General features: G+C 61.6%; 18 protein-coding genes and 2 pseudogenes. 11 read left to right on the top strand and 9 right to left on the bottom strand.

Features of this window, described 5'->3' with window-relative positions:
• Nucleotides 1–94 precede the first annotated feature (94 nt).
• The 5 genes and pseudogenes from BM70_RS0107110 to BM70_RS0107130 all read left to right on the top strand — a co-directional run.
• Complete coding sequence (locus tag BM70_RS0107110) at nt 95–769, top strand: NAD(P)H-binding protein (RefSeq protein WP_025855361.1); 675 nt, start codon at nt 95–97, stop codon at nt 767–769.
• Complete coding sequence (locus tag BM70_RS0107115; protein ID WP_025855362.1) at nt 769–1680, top strand: LysR substrate-binding domain-containing protein; 912 nt, start codon at nt 769–771, stop codon at nt 1678–1680. The genes BM70_RS0107110 and BM70_RS0107115 overlap by 1 nt, the downstream gene beginning before the upstream one ends.
• Before the next feature lie 257 nt (nt 1681–1937).
• Nucleotides 1938–3131, top strand: a complete 1194-nt coding sequence (locus BM70_RS0107120) for a CaiB/BaiF CoA-transferase family protein (RefSeq protein ID WP_025855363.1) — start codon at nt 1938–1940, stop codon at nt 3129–3131.
• Nucleotides 3128–4069: a hydroxymethylglutaryl-CoA lyase gene (locus BM70_RS0107125; protein ID WP_025855364.1), complete on the top strand. Its 942-nt coding sequence runs from the start codon at nt 3128–3130 to the stop codon at nt 4067–4069. The genes BM70_RS0107120 and BM70_RS0107125 overlap by 4 nt, the downstream gene beginning before the upstream one ends.
• Before the next feature lie 70 nt (nt 4070–4139).
• Nucleotides 4140–4496, top strand: a pseudogene (locus tag BM70_RS0107130) (hypothetical protein); the annotation flags it as partial.
• Here BM70_RS0107130 and BM70_RS0107135 read toward each other — a convergent pair.
• On the bottom strand, nt 4497–4985 hold the full coding sequence (locus tag BM70_RS0107135) for a DMT family transporter (RefSeq protein WP_025855366.1): 489 nt from the start codon (nt 4983–4985) through the stop codon (nt 4497–4499).
• A gap of 68 nt (nt 4986–5053) precedes the next feature.
• On the opposite strand from BM70_RS0107135, the gene BM70_RS0107140 reads away from it, so the two are divergent.
• Nucleotides 5054–5971 carry a LysR family transcriptional regulator gene (locus tag BM70_RS0107140; RefSeq protein ID WP_025855367.1) on the top strand — a complete coding sequence of 306 codons (918 nt, stop codon included), beginning with the start codon at nt 5054–5056 and terminating at the stop codon, nt 5969–5971.
• Nucleotides 5972–5978: 7 nt separating this feature from the next.
• On the opposite strand, the gene BM70_RS0107145 is transcribed toward BM70_RS0107140, so the two are convergent.
• Together BM70_RS0107145 and BM70_RS0107150 are read right to left on the bottom strand one after the other, a co-directional pair.
• Nucleotides 5979–6263 (bottom strand): type II toxin-antitoxin system RelE/ParE family toxin, encoded by a 285-nt coding sequence (locus BM70_RS0107145; protein WP_025855368.1) that lies wholly within the window; start codon nt 6261–6263, stop codon nt 5979–5981.
• Nucleotides 6253–6492, bottom strand: coding sequence for a CopG family ribbon-helix-helix protein (locus tag BM70_RS0107150; protein ID WP_025855369.1), 240 nt, complete (start codon nt 6490–6492; stop codon nt 6253–6255). Before BM70_RS0107150 ends, BM70_RS0107145 begins: the two co-directional genes overlap by 11 nt.
• Nucleotides 6493–6596: 104 nt before the next feature.
• Here BM70_RS0107150 and fos point away from each other — a divergent pair, with 104 nt between their 5' ends.
• The 3 genes from fos to BM70_RS0107165 all read left to right on the top strand — a co-directional run bounded on the left by fos (nt 6597) and on the right by BM70_RS0107165 (nt 8349).
• On the top strand, nt 6597–7007 hold the full coding sequence (gene fos / locus BM70_RS0107155) for a fosfomycin resistance glutathione transferase (RefSeq protein WP_025855370.1): 411 nt from the start codon (nt 6597–6599) through the stop codon (nt 7005–7007).
• 53 nt (nt 7008–7060) lie between these two features.
• Nucleotides 7061–7702 carry a LysE family translocator gene (locus BM70_RS0107160; protein WP_025855371.1) on the top strand — a complete coding sequence of 214 codons (642 nt, stop codon included), beginning with the start codon at nt 7061–7063 and terminating at the stop codon, nt 7700–7702.
• 119 nt (nt 7703–7821) lie between these two features.
• Nucleotides 7822–8349 carry a DUF4142 domain-containing protein gene (locus BM70_RS0107165; protein ID WP_016975135.1) on the top strand — a complete coding sequence of 176 codons (528 nt, stop codon included), beginning with the start codon at nt 7822–7824 and terminating at the stop codon, nt 8347–8349.
• 56 nt (nt 8350–8405) lie between these two features.
• Here the strand turns inward: BM70_RS0107165 and BM70_RS0107170 are convergent, their stop codons facing one another.
• The 4 genes and pseudogenes from BM70_RS0107170 to BM70_RS0107185 all read right to left on the bottom strand — a co-directional run bounded on the left by BM70_RS0107170 (nt 8406) and on the right by BM70_RS0107185 (nt 10909).
• On the bottom strand, nt 8406–8831 hold the full coding sequence (locus BM70_RS0107170) for a low affinity iron permease family protein (protein ID WP_025855372.1): 426 nt from the start codon (nt 8829–8831) through the stop codon (nt 8406–8408).
• A 115-nt stretch (nt 8832–8946) separates the two neighbouring features.
• Nucleotides 8947–9447 carry a methylated-DNA--[protein]-cysteine S-methyltransferase gene (locus tag BM70_RS0107175; RefSeq protein WP_025855373.1) on the bottom strand — a complete coding sequence of 167 codons (501 nt, stop codon included), beginning with the start codon at nt 9445–9447 and terminating at the stop codon, nt 8947–8949.
• Nucleotides 9448–9940: 493 nt separating this feature from the next.
• Nucleotides 9941–10021, bottom strand: a pseudogene (locus BM70_RS33905) (type II toxin-antitoxin system HicB family antitoxin); the annotation flags it as partial.
• Complete coding sequence (locus tag BM70_RS0107185; protein ID WP_025855375.1) at nt 10022–10909, bottom strand: LysR family transcriptional regulator; 888 nt, start codon at nt 10907–10909, stop codon at nt 10022–10024.
• A 95-nt stretch (nt 10910–11004) separates the two neighbouring features.
• Between BM70_RS0107185 and BM70_RS0107190 the strand changes: the two genes are divergently transcribed.
• On the top strand, nt 11005–12168 hold the full coding sequence (locus BM70_RS0107190) for an MFS transporter (RefSeq protein WP_025855376.1): 1164 nt from the start codon (nt 11005–11007) through the stop codon (nt 12166–12168).
• Nucleotides 12165–13358, top strand: coding sequence for an MFS transporter (locus BM70_RS0107195; protein ID WP_025855377.1), 1194 nt, complete (start codon nt 12165–12167; stop codon nt 13356–13358). The genes BM70_RS0107190 and BM70_RS0107195 overlap by 4 nt, the downstream gene beginning before the upstream one ends.
• 111 nt (nt 13359–13469) lie before the next feature.
• Here BM70_RS0107195 and BM70_RS0107200 read toward each other — a convergent pair whose 3' ends face one another.
• Nucleotides 13470–13775 (bottom strand): DUF6482 family protein, encoded by a 306-nt coding sequence (locus BM70_RS0107200; RefSeq protein WP_025855378.1) that lies wholly within the window; start codon nt 13773–13775, stop codon nt 13470–13472.
• Nucleotides 13776–13798: 23 nt separating this feature from the next.
• Nucleotides 13799–14323: a DUF3833 domain-containing protein gene (locus BM70_RS0107205; RefSeq protein WP_025855379.1), complete on the bottom strand. Its 525-nt coding sequence runs from the start codon at nt 14321–14323 to the stop codon at nt 13799–13801.
• Between the last annotated feature and the right edge of the window lie 30 nt (nt 14324–14353).

Consider the following 14353-nt stretch of genomic DNA (forward strand, 5'->3'; position numbering starts at 1 on the left):
AGGCAGGCTTTTCCTTTTTCAGCGGTAAGCTACAAGCTGCTAGTGTGTTTGTCTCTAACGTGCGGCTAATCGTTTGTAACCAAGGAACCAACCCATGAGAGTTCTGTTATTCGGCGCCACCGGCATGGTCGGCCAGGGCGTGCTGCGTGAGTGCCTGCTGGCCGCCGACGTGCAGGAAGTGGTCGCCGTCGGTCGCACGCCCCTGACCCAGGAACACGGCAAGCTGCACCAGGTGCTGCACAGCGACATGCTGGATTTCCAACCCCTGGAAAACCTGCTGCAAGGCTTCGATGCGTGCTTCTTCTGCCTCGGCGTTTCATCGGCGGGCATGAATGAAACCCGGTACACCCACCTCACCTACGACCTCACCCTGGTCGCCGCCAGCACTTTGGCGCGGCTCAATCCTCAGATGACCTTTATCTATGTGTCCGGCGCCGGTACAGACAGTTCCGAGGCGGGCAAGTCGATGTGGGCGAGGGTCAAGGGCAAGACCGAGAACGCCTTGCTGCGCCTGCCGTTCAAGGCGGTGTATCTGTTTCGGCCGGGGGTGATCCAGCCATTGCATGGCGTGCGGTCGAAGACGCCGCTTTACCAATCCTTCTACTCGGTGCTTGGCCCCCTGTTGTCGTTTGTGCGGCGGCTGAAACCGGGCTGGGTGGTGAGTACCGAGACGGTGGGCCGGGCGATGTTGCAGGCGGCCAGCCACGGCGCGCCGCAGCCGGTGGTGGAGCAGGCCGAGATCAACCGGCTGGCCAGCGAGCGTCGCTGATGTTGCACAAGAGCCTGGTACGGCGGCTGGACCTGATCACGCTGCAGCTGTTCGTCGCGGTATTTGAGGAAGGCACGCTGACCCGCGCGGCCAACCGTGAAGCCATTGCCGTGTCGGCCGCCAGCAAGCGCCTGATGGAGTTGGAGCAGGTGCTGGGCGTCAGCCTGTTCGTGCGGCGGGCCAAGGGCATGGACCTGACGGCGGCCGGTGAAACCCTGCTGCACCATGCGCGGCAGATGCTGTTCAACGTCGAGAAGATGGGCCTGGAGCTGGGCGAACACAGCCATGGCGTGCGCGGTTATGTGCGGATGCTGGCCAATCTGTCGGCGATCATTCAGTTTCTTCCGGAAGACCTGCGGGACTTTTCCGAACTGCACCCGGAAGTGAAGACCGACCTCGAAGAACGCCCCAGCAAGGGCGTGGTGCAGGGCGTGCTGGATGGGGTGGCGGACCTCGGGATCTGCTCCAGCGACACCGACACGAAAGGCCTGCCCAGCGTGACCTATCGACACGACAAACTGGTGGTGCTGATGCCCGCGGATCACCCGTTGGCTGCACGCAGAGCCCTGGCGTTTGCCGACACCCTGGACAGCGATTACGTCGGCCTGCACGCCGCCAGCTCCATCAACATGCGCACCCACGCCGCCGCGCGCGAGGCGGGCAGGATGCTGCGCCTGCGCATTCATGTGCCGGGGTTCGACGCGATGTGCCGGATGGTCCAGGCCAACATGGGCATTGGGATCCTGCCACAAAAGGCCTATGAGTTATTTGGCCGCGCGCTGGGTTTGCATGCCGTACCGCTGACGGACGATTGGTCGGATCGCAGCCTGATCCTGGTGGTGCGCGACGAGGCGCAGTTGTCACCCGTGAGCCGGTTACTGTTCGAATATCTGCGCAGGATGCCGGTGTAAGCGCACTACAGAGCACAATGTGTAGTGAGCGGGCTCGCCCCGCGCTGGTGGCGAAGCCGCCCCAAAACCAAACGCACCCAGTTAACCTGACACGCCGCAGCGGACCGATTAGGGCGGCTTCGCCACCCAGCGCGGGGCAAGCCCGCTCACTACAGCGTTCGCGTTTGGCGAACGCTTCTTGCCAACTGACGGTTGGATTTCCTTTGCACCGGGCCTCTAGTCTTGGCGTCACATTCCAAGAACAAGAGGTACACCCCATGACGGCTCCCTTGAGCGGTATCAAGGTGATCGAGATCGGCACGCTGATTGCCGCGCCGTTCGCCGCCCGGCTGATGGCCGAGTTTGGCGCCGAGGTGATCAAGATCGAAGCCATGGGCCAGGGCGACCCGCTTCGCAAATGGCGAAAGCTGCACGAAGGCACGTCGCTGTGGTGGTACCTGCAATCGCGCAACAAGAAGTCGCTGGCGCTGGACCTCAAGTCATCCGAAGGCGTGGACCTGATCAAGCAATTGCTCGGCGACGCCGATGTGCTGATCGAAAACCTGCGCCCCGGTGGCCTGGAAAAGCTCGGCCTCGGCTGGGACGTGCTGCACGCCCTCAACCCCAAGCTGACGCTGGTACGCATCTCTGGCTATGGCCAGACCGGCCCCTATCGCGACCGCCCTGGCTTCGGTGCCATCGGCGAGGCCATGGGCGGCATCCGCTACACCACCGGCAACCCGGACTCGCCACCGGCGCGGGTCGGCGTAAGCCTGGGGGACTCCCTGGCCTCGCTGCACGGCGTGATTGGCGCGCTGATGTCGCTGCTGCGGGTCAAGACCGGGCAGGGCGATGGGCAGATCGTCGATGTGTCGCTGGCCGAAAGCGTGTTCAACCTGATGGAAAGCCTGGTGCCGGAATACGACATGCTCGGCCATGTGCGCGAACGCAGCGGCGGCGCCTTGCCGGGCATTGCGCCCTCCAACACCTACCTGACGGCCGACGGTGCCTATGTGGTGATCGCCGGCAACAGCGACCCGATCTACAAGCGCCTGATGCACACCATCGGCCGCGCCGACCTGGCCGAAGCGCCCGAGTTTGCCCACAACGATGGGCGCGCCGCCAAGAGCGGTTTGCTTGACGCGGCGATCACCCACTGGACCAGCCGCCTGCCCATCGACCAGGTGCTCAGCGCGCTTGAAACCGCGGAAGTACCCGCCGGCCGCATCTATTCTGTCGCGGATATCGTCGACGACCCGCACTACCAGGCGCGTGACATGTTGCTCAATGCCGAGTTGCCTGGCGGTGTGTCGGTGAAGATGCCTGGCATCGTGCCCAAACTCTCGGAAACCCCTGGCGGCGTGAACTGGCAAGGCCCGTCCCTGGGCCAGCACACCGACGAAATTCTCGGCAGCCTGGGGCTGGCTGGCGCCGATATCCAACGCCTGAAAACCTTGGGAGTGGTGCAATGATCACTGACTATTCAGACCCGCTGATCGTGCAGGAAGTGTCCCCGCGCGATGGCTTGCAAATCGAGCCGACCTGGGTCGAAACGGCCGACAAGATCGCCTTGATCGATCAGCTTTCCCAGGCCGGTTTTTCGCGGATCGAAGCCGGTTCGTTCGTCTCGCCCAAGGCCATCCCGGCATTGCGTGATGGCGAGCAGGTGTTCCAGGGCATCGAGCGCAAGCCGGGTGTGATCTATGTGGCGCTGATCCCCAACCTCAAGGGCGCGCAGCGTGCCATCGCGTCCCGCGCCGATGAGCTGAACCTGGTGATGTCTGCCAGCCAGACCCACAACCTGGCCAATATGCGCATGCGTTGCGAAGCGTCGTTGGCGGCATTTGATGACATCGTCAGTTTTGCCCGCGATTACCCGGTGAGGCTCAACGGCAGCATCGCCACCACCTTCGGTTGCCCGTTCGAAGGCAAGATTGATGAAGACCGCGTGCTGCAGTTCGTTGACGCTTATCTAGAACTGGGCATCCAGGGCATCAGTCTGGCCGACACCACCGGCATGGCCAATCCGCGTCAGGTTGAGCGCCTGGTCAAGCGCGTGTTGCAGCACGTATCCGCCCGTGACCTGACCCTGCATTTCCACAACACCCGCGGCCTGGGCTTGTGCAATGTGCTGGCCGCCTATGAGGCCGGCGCCCGTCGCTTTGACGCGGCGCTCGGCGGGTTGGGAGGCTGCCCGTTTGCACCGGGGGCGTCGGGCAATATCTGCACCGAAGATCTGGTCAACCTGTGCGAAGAGGTCGGGATCCACACTGGCATCGACCTGCCGCATTTGCTGCACATGTCTCGCCGCTTGCCGGCCCTGCTGGGCCACGAATTGCCCGGCCAGTTGGCCAAGGCCGGGCGCAATGGCGACCTGCATCCGCCGCCGGCCTACATCGCCACGCTGTAGCCCCCGCACCAGATAACAAAAACAATCGGGCGCCAGTGAGCAGCCCGCTGGAGAGAAACCATGAGCACCGATAGAAGACGCCCAGTGGCTGACGCCGGCGGAGAAGACCTTGCTGGTCAGCCGCATCGCCAAGCATGAGCCGAACCAGCACGGGGGCTCGCTGCTGTCAGCGATCCGCATCCCTGGTTTCCTGATGCTCGGTTTCATCTACTTCCTGATTCAGGTGGCGTCCTACGGCCTCAACTTCTGGGCGCCGCAATTGATTCGCAGCGCCGGCACCCAGAGCCCGGTGATGGTAGGGCGCATCAAGGACCTCACCGGCAGCACCACCCCGGCGCTGTATGTGATCGGCCTGTGCGCGCTGCTGGCGGCGGCGCTGCTGTTGTGGGGATTGCCGCAGAAACTGCGTACCCTCGACAAGGGCTGATCAGCCTGCAGTGGCCAATGCACGGGCGGGTGTGGCGCTGAACTGAATCAACACCACGCCGCCGATCAACAACAACGCCCCCAGCACACGGGGCGTTGTCAGTTGGCGCTCCACCAGACCGAACAGGCCAAAGTGATCCAGCACCAGCGACGCCAGAATCTGTCCGGCCATGGCCAGCGCGATAAACCCCGAGGCGCCGAGCTTGGGCAACAGCATCAACGCCAGGGAAATAAAGCACACGCCAAACGCGCCGCCGGCCCACATCCACAACGGTGCCTTGCTGATAAACGCCAGGCTTGGCAACGGCAAGCGCATCGCCACAATCACCGGCAGTAACACGATGATACTCACCAGCAACGACGCCAGCGTGGCCCACAGCGGATGGCCGAGGCCGCGCCCGAGGTTGGCGTTGATCGCACTTTGAAACGGCACCACCGCCCCGGCGATGACCGCCAGCGCCAATAAGCCCACCCAATGCAGCGTTGTCATGTCGAATCTCCCAGAGGTTTTGCTGGACTCTAGGCTATTCGTCACGCAAATTTAAATTCCAAGTTCTCATGCCGAGCATGCAGCTGATGAATGATCTGCGCCGCATCGACCTCAACCTGCTGGTGATCCTCGACGCCTTGCTCAGCGAGCAACACGTCACCCGTGCCGCTGAGCGTTTGCACTTGAGCCAACCTGCGGTCAGCCATGCGCTGGCGCGTTTGCGCGATCTGCTGGGTGACCCGCTGCTGGTGCGTCAGGGCGGTAGCCTGGTGCCGACGGCTCGCGCGCTGGAGTTGGCAGCGCCATTGGCTGAGGCCCTGGCCCAGGTGCAGGCCCTGCTGGCGCCGAATCGCTTTGATCCTGAATCGGCCAAGCGCAGGTTTCGTGTGGCGATGTCTGACTACAGTGCGGCGATTTTCCTACCCAACCTGGTGCGTACGCTGCGCAGTGAGGCACCGGGTATCGACCTGCAAATCATCCAGGCCAGCCGTGAGGGCATGGTGGATGGCGTGCTCAATGGCGATCTCGACTTGGCGGCTGGCGTGTTCCCCGACCTGCCCGCCGAACTGCGGACTACGCCATTGTTCGAAGAGCACTACACCTGCCTGGTCGACCGCGACAGCCTTGCGGCAAGCGGCACACTGGATCTGCCCACCTACCTGTCACGTCCCCATGTATTGCTGGAAATGCGCGGCAGCGGCACGCCGGAAATCGAGCGGGCGCTGACAGCGATTCGCGAGCGTCGGCATGTGGCGATCAGCCTGCCGCACTGGGGCGTGGCGCCGCAGTTGATCCGCGGCACGAACTTGATCCTGACCGTGTCTTCCCGAGGCTTGCTGGAGATTGATCACGCGCATTTGCTGGCGGTACCACCGCCCTTTCATATTCCGTCGTTTGCGTTCGAACTGGCGTGGCATGCACGGCGGGGTGGGGATTCGGGGTTGCAGTGGTTGGTTAGGCAGGTGCAGGGGGTGTTACAAATCTGAGCCTTCATCACCAGGATGCGGGTGGCTGGCGCCGGGTATGGAAGATCCGCATGACTTGCAATCGGCCCTCTCGGATGCGATACGGGACAATGTAGGGCCATCTAGGCACGACCCATTCGCGAGTCCCTGGCACGCGTCCCTCTTTTCCCATCGCTGGAAATTCAGCAATCTGTTGGAGCCCAGTCAAGATTGCCTGGACAAATTCGTGGGCAGCTTTTGGATTTTCTTCAGCAATATAAGCGGCTTCATCGTCAAGGTTCCTGAGGGCTGCCCTCAGCCACTCAACCTGCATTAATGCGCCATTTGTCAGCGACAGCTTTTACCTCGGCAGCGGTAGCGAAATCGCCCGCATCCGCTTCTTTCAGTGCTTTTTGAATTTCCTCAATTTGCCAGGCTTCGCGCGTGAGGTATTCGCGTAATGCGTCAACCACCAGAAAGGATTTGCTGCGCCCGGTGGCCTTGGCGAGACTGGCAAGCGTATCGGCGATATCCTCCGGTATACGTAGGGACATGACAGACATGACGACCTCGTTGTAGTGACATGTAGTGCAACATACTACATTGTCACCGCGTCCCTGGTTTCCCCCGTTCGTCAGGGGGCGCTCCGATTGTGAAAGGAGTATCCATGCTCTCAGGCTTCAACCACCTGACCCTGGCCGTCACCGACTTGCCGCGCAGCATCCGCTTCTACCATGAGCTGCTGCAACTTCACCTCGACGCCACCTGGCATGCCGGCGCCTATCTCTCACTGCCGGGCCTTTGGTTGTGCTTATCGCTCGATCCGCTGCGCGACTCGAAGCCGGCCGCCGATTACTCCCATTACGCGTTTACCGTGGCTGCGGCTGACTTCACCAGGTTCGTAGAGCGCCTGCGAGCGGCGCAGGTAGAAGAATGGCGCGACAACCGCAGTGAAGGTGCCTCGTTCTATTTTCTCGACCCTGATGGTCACAAGCTCGAAGCCCATGTCGGCGACCTGGCCTCACGGCTGCAAGCGTGTCGCGCCAAGCCTTATGCCGGAATGAAGTTTTACCCGTAGCACGGGAACGTGCAGAATCCCTTCACCGTTCAACCTTCTTCTGAGTCGCGCCCATGACCCCATCCTTGCTGCTCGCCGTCCTTGCTTCAGGCTTTATCTACGGTATTACGCCCGGCCCAGGCGTGTTGGCCGTGTTTGGCATTGGCGCTGCCCGTGGCCGGCGTGCCGGCGCGGGGTTCCTGTGCGGGCACCTGCTGGGGGATGTGGTGTGGTGCTCGACGGCTCTGATCGCCATCGTGGGTGCGCGGGAAGTGGGCAGCAGTGCGTTTGATGTGCTCGGCGTGCTCAGTGGCCTGTACCTGTTCTGGCTCGGCTGGCGCGCGATTCGCACCCAGCGTCGCAGCAGCGATGCGCCTCAGGGCGCGGCACGGCATCCGTTCTGGCATGGCATCTTGTTCGGTCTGACCAACCCCAAGGCGTACCCGGTGGCTGTGGCGACATTCACGGCGTTGCTGTCCAGCCGTGCCGAGTTGCTGACCTGGTCGATGCTGCCTTCGCTGATCTTCCTGAGCTTCGTCGGCGGGCTGCTGGCCTACGCGATCCTGATCGGCGTGGTCGGCGCACAGCGGGTGCGCACGGTGTACCAGCGCCATGAAATCCTGATCACCAGACTCTGTGGCGTGATGTTCATCGGTTTCGCCATCAACGCTCTGGCGCATGCGTTGCCGGGCTTGTTTGGCAGCAAACCCGCCTGATTCGATGACGACCGTTCGTCGCACTGGCGAGTTTTTTCTAAACCTTTGCCGCCCTGAAAATTCGAATTGAGGGCGGGGTGTGTTCCCCCGCACCTATTTTTACCCTGGAGGAACCCATCATGAGCCGCATGGCTATCCGGTTACGCACCGCCAGTTTCGCGATGCTGCTGGGCCTCGGCGCCAGCAATGCTTTCGCCCAGTCGCCTGCTGAATTCATCGAGCAGGCTTCGGCCAAAGGCATGGCCGATATCGAAACCAGTCGCATGGCCCACGCCAAGACCTCGTCCCAGGAAATCAAGGACTACACCATCGAGGTGATCAACGAGCGCACCCTGGCCAACCAGCATCTGGCGGCCATCGCCAAGAAGCTCGACCTGCCTGTGGCGCCGCGTGAGAAGATCGTCGACAAAGCCGAGACCCTGATGCCCGAACTCAAGGACGGCGACTCTTTTGATGCGGCCTACACCGCGCAACAGGTGAAGGAAAACGAAGATGCCATCGCCCTGTTCAAGCAGGAAGGTGCAGCGTCGGATGTGCCGGAAATAAAAGCCCTGGTGGATGAGACGCTGCCCAAGTTGGAAGAGCGTCTGCAGAAAGCCCGCGCATTGGCATCGACTTACGGCAAAGGTCATCAAGGCGACGGTTGAGTCCGTCACTTGAGCTGAAAAAAACGGCGGTTGGAGCTTCTCCAACCGCCGTTTTTTCATGCCTGGTTCAAATCGGTTCTGATCTGCGCCGCATCGTCGGCATGCTCGCCGCAACTGCTGTTGAGGCTGACGCTGCCCGTCGCGCCGATGCTGCGGTATTCCTTGCGCAGTTTCTCCAGTTCTTTACGGTCCAGCCCGTCTAGGCTCAACACGGCATTTTGCGCATCCTTGGACACGCGCAGCAGCTCATCGATTTTGATATGCAGGATGTCGTTGTCGCGGTTCTGCGTGTTCTGGATCAGGAACACCATCAGGAACGTGATGATGGTGGTCGAGGTATTGATGATCAGTTGCCAGGTGTCGTTGTAGTGGAAATACGGCCCGCTCAGGCTCCACGCCAGGATCAACGCCACCGCCGCGTAGAACGTGCGCGGGCTGCCTGCCCAACGGGACAGGGATTGGGAGACTGCGGAGAATTTCATGACCGTTTTTCCTTTGGAAGGGGGGTAATGAAATAATGGACCGCAGGGAATCTTTGAAATTTCTTTTTACATTTAGCTGAATGAACAACGGTGTACGTTTTCGTCGTCGGCTACTTCAAAAGGCCAATTCCGCCTGGCCCGTGCCCTCCAGCGCGAGCAAATACTGCTTGGCTTCCAGCCCCCCGGCAAACCCGGTCAACCCGCCCGATGCGCCGATTACCCGATGGCACGGCGCAATGATCGAAATCGGGTTACGCCCATTGGCAGCGCCCACCGCGCGTACCGCTTTCGGGTTACCGATCTGCTGTGCGATCTGGCTGTAGCTGCGGGTCTCGCCGAAAGGAATCGTCAGCAATGCCTGCCAGACTCGCTTCTGGAAGTCGGTGCCGGAGAAGTCCAGTTCCAGCTCGAACTGGTGGCGGGTACCGGCGAAGTATTCCTGCAACTGGCGTTCGGTTTCCAGCAGCACCGGGCTGTCATTCGCCTCTCGCAACTCACCCAGGCGCACGCGGTTGGCGCGCTCGGTTTCCCACAGGATGGCGCCGAGTTTGCCGTTGCGCGCAACCAGCGTGAGTTGGCCGACGGGGGAGGGCATGAGTTTGTATTCGTAGGGCATGGGCCTGATCCTTGACGCTGTATGGCGTCACTGTCCGTGTTGTAAACCGTGGGGGAACCCTGTTTCTTGCGATGGAGTTCCACGCGGCTAAAAACGCCAGTGAATCCAATTGCCCGACCCATAGACCCAGGAGACCTGGAAGATAAACCAGACTATCGAGGGCGTCGACAATGCGACCAGTGAGCCAAGGTTGAGTAGAGCGATGATGGTCGCGCCGATTGTCAGACCTCGACTGGCATGCTGCCTTGCGTACCACGCGCCATAGATGGACCCGGCAACGGTCGCTATTGATACAAGGCGTCCGAGACCTACGGGGGGCAAGGGTATCAGTGGGGCCAGCAGTGGAATGATCAGCACCAGCCCCACGACTTTTCTAAAGACCGGCCTCGACGTTTTTTGTCCGCGCGGGAGCATTCTGGGTTGTCCTGTTTTTGGGGAAGGCGTATCCCATAGTGATAGGCGAATATTCTTATTCCTGTAGGGATAGGCTTAATCAATGTTCCTGCTGAAGCACTTTCAGCGCTGCCGACGCCAGGAACCCGGAACGGCTTTTTTCTTCCGGGTGGTGCAGTACCTATTCATCGATCTGTGCAATGACGGCGAGAAACTCATCAACCAGCACACTTTTTGTTTCAGTCCGGGTCAGCACCAACAACTGCGCGCACGCATCCCCCTCCACCAACGGCCGGTACGTCACGCCTTTATTCATCAGGCTCTGCGTACACGCCGGCACCAACGCCACCCCTTGCCCGGCCGCCACCAGCGCAATGATCGATGTGATCTGCCGCCCAGTCGGCCCTGGGCGTAATGGCTGGCCGTGGTGGCGGTAGAGCTGTTCGATGGACTGGTTGAGCCCCGAGCCATAATCGGCTGGAAACAGAATCAACGGGTAGGCACTGAGCTGCGCCAGGTTGACGCTGGGCTGATTGGCCAGCGGGCTGTCGCTGGAAACGGCGGCCACCAAGCGCTCTTCGCCCAGGGACAGCGCATGCACCTCTTCGCCCTTTGGCAGCAGTCGACTTAGCCCGATATCCAGCCGCCCGTCCGCAACTTGCGCGCCCAGGCTGCCGGAGGCGCATTCCACCAGGGTCAACTGCACGTCGGGAAAGCGCTGGGCAAACGCCTGGATCGCCTGGCTGAATAGATCTGACAGCGCGATCGAACTGACATATCCCAACGCAAGCTGCCCGGCGGTGCCTGCCGCCAGCTTCCCGGCGATCACCTGCGCCAATTCCACCTGCTCCAGCACGCCGCGAGCGTAGGGCAGGAATGACCGGCCTTGGGCGGTGAGGGTGACGGTGCGGCTGGTGCGGTCAAACAGCTTGAAGCCCAACTCAGTCTCGAGCGCCGAGATCTGCCGCGTCAGCGGCGGCTGCGCCAGGTGCAGGCGAATGGCCGCGCGGCCGAAGTGCAGTTCTTCGGCGACGGTCAGAAAGTAACGCAGCTTGCGTAGGTCGAGCATCCTGATCCTTGGGTATTGATCGGTCCGAAATCGGTATTGGTTCAGGACCCGCCGGCCATTCTATAAAGACCTCACAAAATAAAACGAGAGGTTTCATGAAACCGCGCCTGCATTGTGCCCGCCTTGCCCTGTTCCTGTGTGGCTGCGCGGCGTTTCTCAACCTGTATGCCACCCAGAGCATTCTCCAGACTTTTGCCGCGCAGTTTCATATCAGCGCCAAGACGGCGGGGTGGAGCATCACCGTGACGACGCTGGCCGTGGCGATCACTGCGCCGTTTGTCAGCCGGCTGACCGGGCGTTTCGAGCAACGCACGGTGATCAGCGTGGCGGCCTTGCTGCTGGCGGTGCCGGCGCTGATGACGGCCTATGCCGACAGCTTCGCCGAAGTGCTGGTATGGCGGTTTGTCGAAGGGATGTTGATCCCGGTGGTGTTTGCCACCAGCGTGGCCTATATCGGCGGCCGCTGGAGTGGCGGCACGGTGACGGAAGTCACCAGCCTGTATGTGGCGGGCACCGTGCTGGGTGGGTTTGCCGGGCGCTTTGTCACGGGGGTGATGACCGAATACGTAGGCTGGCGCGAAGCCTTTGAATTGCTGGCGGTGCTCAGCCTGATGGTGGGCGGGTTTATCCAGTTCCTGTTGCCGGTCAGTCGTGCGCGCTCGGTGACGGCCCAAACCGCGCTGTCGGCGGTTTTTCGCAAGCCCTTGCTGGCGGCCTACGCTGTAGGTTTTTGTGTGTTGTTCTCCCAGGTCGCGGCGTTTACCTACGCTGGCTTGTACCTTGGATTACCGCCATTCAACCTGGGGTCTGCAGCATTGGGCACGCTTTACATGGTGTTCCTGCTGGCGCTGATCGTGATCCCCATCGCCGGTCGCCTCAGCAAGTCCCGGCCTCACGCCGAACTGCTCAGCGTTGCCGCGCTGCTCGGCATCAGCGGCTCAGCGCTGACGCTGGTGCCCTCGTTGTGGTGCATCGTGGTGGGCCTGGCCCTCAGTTCCACTGGCGTGTTCCTCGCCCAGGCGGCGGCCAACGCCTTCACTGCCGCTACCGCCGGCGACAACAAAACCGGTGCCGTGGGCGTGTACCTCACGTGCTATTACCTGGGCGGCAGTTGCGGTGCGATTGTTCCGGCGTTGATCTGGGAGCGCTGGGGCTGGGCCGGGTGCGTGGCACTGATTATGGCCTTCCAGATAGTGACTTTGCTGATTGCCTTGACCGGCTGGAAACCCCTTAAACCTGAACTGATCCCGACACCATGAACGACACCGTCGCCGTGCCCGCTCCCGCATTATCAACCCGTCGCCGCACACTGATCGCCGGCTGTAGCGCCCATGCCGTGCATGATGGCCTTACCGACGTCATCTACGTGTTGCTGCCGATCTGGCAGTCACAGTTCGCCCTGTCCTACGCCCAGGTCGGACTGTTGCGCGGGGCCTATTCAGGGATGATGGCGGTGTTCCAGCTCATGGCCAGCCGCGCCGCGAAACGCTGGGGCCGTGTACCGATGCTGGTAGGCGGAACCGCGCTCGCCGGTGCGGCTTATCTAGTGGTGGGGCAAGCCACTGGACTGATGATGTTACTGCTGGCGCTGTTGCTGGGCGGCTTGGGCGCCAGCACGCAACACCCGCTGGCCTCCTCGATGATCAGCGATGCCTACGAGGACAGTGGCGGCATCAAGCAGGCCTTGTCCCAGTACAACTTCTCCGGCGACATCGGCAAAACCCTGGTTCCCGGTCTGGTCGGCCTGTTGCTCACGGTCATCAGTTGGCGCGCCAGTGCCACGTTCCTGGGATTGTTGGGGCTGGCTGCGGCGGGGCTGTTGTGGTGGTTGATTCCCAGCCAGTCGCATGCCTCGGCGACGCGCAAAAAAACCAACTCGCCTATCGGCATCGGCTCCGCCGCGGGGCTGCGCGCACTGATCCTCACCGGTACCCTCGACAGCGCCGTGCGCATGGGTTTTCTCACCTTCCTGCCGTTTCTGCTGCAAGCCAAGGGCGCGGGCACCGCCGGTATTGGCCTGGCCCTGACCCTGCTGTTTATCGGTGGCGCGTTCGGCAAGTTATTGTGCGGCTACCTGGGCGCGCGCGTCGGCATGATGAGGACGGTGTGGCTGACGGAAAGCAGTACTGCCTTGTTGATCGTCGCTGCGGTGTATTTGCCGCTGACCGGGCTGATGGTGATGTTGCCGCTGCTGGGGCTGGTGCTCAATGGCACGTCGTCGGTGTTGTACGGCGCCGTGCCTGACCTGGCGGGAGCCGAGAAACGCGAACAGGCGTTTGCCGTGTTCTACACCGGCACGATTGGTGGCGGGGCGCTGGCGCCCGTGGTGTTCGGTGGCGTGGGGGATACGTTGGGCGTGCCAGTGGCGGTGATGGTGCTGGCGGGGGTGTTGTGGGTGACGCTGCCGTTGGCGTGGGTGGTGCAGCGGGGGACGCAGAGGGAGGATTGATTGCCTCTTTTCGTACCGTAAGCTCAGGTCTTTCCTCCGTTATGTTGTTGGATCCGAGGTTAATGATCCTGGCCATGTACTGGCAGCCTTGCAGCCGAAACATGCACAGCCTTAAACGGATGAATCCAGCGTAAACGGAATCCGCAATGCGCCAATGGGGCCTTCCCGAACTCCGCACATTTCATCGTGTACGCACTGTTGCATCAGTACGCAGGGAAACGGCGGAACCCGTTGCAACAGGTCGCGTAAATGCGTGGTGGAGCGGATGCGCAGCGGCTGGTTGTCATCGCCCAGCAACGTCATTTCCACATGATCCAGCCTGACACGCGCGATGTAGAAGCCACCCTCCAGCGACAGCAGCTGCAGCTCGCGAATTTCTCCTTTTACTGCCAGTTCAGTCAGCCTGTGCAGATTCATGATTCACCCCCGTTGTGGGTCATTCACTGGCGACGAAAAAACAGCGTGACCTGGCCCCATTCGACGCCGAACTTGGTCATGCTGGAGCGGTTGATCAGGGTGTCTTCGTCCATCAGGTACATCCAGTCATCAAAGCTCACCTCGTAGACCGAACCGTCTACCGGCAGGTTGAGTCGGTAGCGCCAACGCAGTGCGTTACCCGCCACTTCGCCAATGGCCTCGCCGACCACATCACCCGCCCGACCGCGCCAGCGCCCCGGGCCATCGGGTGTCAGCGTCCACACCCGCTGTTGCCGCGTGCCATCGCTGTACAGGAAGCGTTCGTCGAGGATCAACGCGTTACCTTCGCGTCGGCTGGCGATATTCACTTCAAAGCGCTTGGCCACTTCGCCCGAGCGCTTCTGGAAAATCCCCCAGGCCTTGACGGGCTTGCTGAAGAACCGCTCCAGGTCCAACTGCGGCTGCTGGCCTGCGTAGTGCTCGACGCCTACGTTGGCGCAACTGCTCAAGCTCAGTACCAGTAACAATGAAACCAGTAGACGTATCATTGCTCGGCTCCGTGATCGTGCGTCAGCGCT

Source organism: Pseudomonas sp. CHM02 (assembly GCF_000612585.1).
Lineage (GTDB): Bacteria > Pseudomonadota > Gammaproteobacteria > Pseudomonadales > Pseudomonadaceae > Aquipseudomonas.

What these genes read in the sequence shown, in the direction of transcription:
- BM70_RS0107110 (WP_025855361.1), top strand. Translation starts at nt 95, where the DNA reads ATGAGAGTTCTGTTATTCGGCGCCACCGGCATGGTCGGCCAGGGCGTG.
- BM70_RS0107115 (WP_025855362.1), top strand. Translation starts at nt 769, where the DNA reads ATGTTGCACAAGAGCCTGGTACGGCGGCTGGACCTGATCACGCTGCAG.
- BM70_RS0107120 (WP_025855363.1), top strand. Translation starts at nt 1,938, where the DNA reads ATGACGGCTCCCTTGAGCGGTATCAAGGTGATCGAGATCGGCACGCTG.
- BM70_RS0107125 (WP_025855364.1), top strand. Translation starts at nt 3,128, where the DNA reads ATGATCACTGACTATTCAGACCCGCTGATCGTGCAGGAAGTGTCCCCG.
- BM70_RS0107135 (WP_025855366.1), bottom strand. Translation starts at nt 4,985, where the DNA reads ATGACAACGCTGCATTGGGTGGGCTTATTGGCGCTGGCGGTCATCGCC.
- BM70_RS0107140 (WP_025855367.1), top strand. Translation starts at nt 5,054, where the DNA reads ATGCCGAGCATGCAGCTGATGAATGATCTGCGCCGCATCGACCTCAAC.
- BM70_RS0107145 (WP_025855368.1), bottom strand. Translation starts at nt 6,263, where the DNA reads ATGCAGGTTGAGTGGCTGAGGGCAGCCCTCAGGAACCTTGACGATGAA.
- BM70_RS0107150 (WP_025855369.1), bottom strand. Translation starts at nt 6,492, where the DNA reads ATGTCTGTCATGTCCCTACGTATACCGGAGGATATCGCCGATACGCTT.
- fos (WP_025855370.1), top strand. Translation starts at nt 6,597, where the DNA reads ATGCTCTCAGGCTTCAACCACCTGACCCTGGCCGTCACCGACTTGCCG.
- BM70_RS0107160 (WP_025855371.1), top strand. Translation starts at nt 7,061, where the DNA reads ATGACCCCATCCTTGCTGCTCGCCGTCCTTGCTTCAGGCTTTATCTAC.
- BM70_RS0107165 (WP_016975135.1), top strand. Translation starts at nt 7,822, where the DNA reads ATGAGCCGCATGGCTATCCGGTTACGCACCGCCAGTTTCGCGATGCTG.
- BM70_RS0107170 (WP_025855372.1), bottom strand. Translation starts at nt 8,831, where the DNA reads ATGAAATTCTCCGCAGTCTCCCAATCCCTGTCCCGTTGGGCAGGCAGC.
- BM70_RS0107175 (WP_025855373.1), bottom strand. Translation starts at nt 9,447, where the DNA reads ATGCCCTACGAATACAAACTCATGCCCTCCCCCGTCGGCCAACTCACG.
- BM70_RS0107185 (WP_025855375.1), bottom strand. Translation starts at nt 10,909, where the DNA reads ATGCTCGACCTACGCAAGCTGCGTTACTTTCTGACCGTCGCCGAAGAA.
- BM70_RS0107190 (WP_025855376.1), top strand. Translation starts at nt 11,005, where the DNA reads ATGAAACCGCGCCTGCATTGTGCCCGCCTTGCCCTGTTCCTGTGTGGC.
- BM70_RS0107195 (WP_025855377.1), top strand. Translation starts at nt 12,165, where the DNA reads ATGAACGACACCGTCGCCGTGCCCGCTCCCGCATTATCAACCCGTCGC.
- BM70_RS0107200 (WP_025855378.1), bottom strand. Translation starts at nt 13,775, where the DNA reads ATGAATCTGCACAGGCTGACTGAACTGGCAGTAAAAGGAGAAATTCGC.
- BM70_RS0107205 (WP_025855379.1), bottom strand. Translation starts at nt 14,323, where the DNA reads ATGATACGTCTACTGGTTTCATTGTTACTGGTACTGAGCTTGAGCAGT.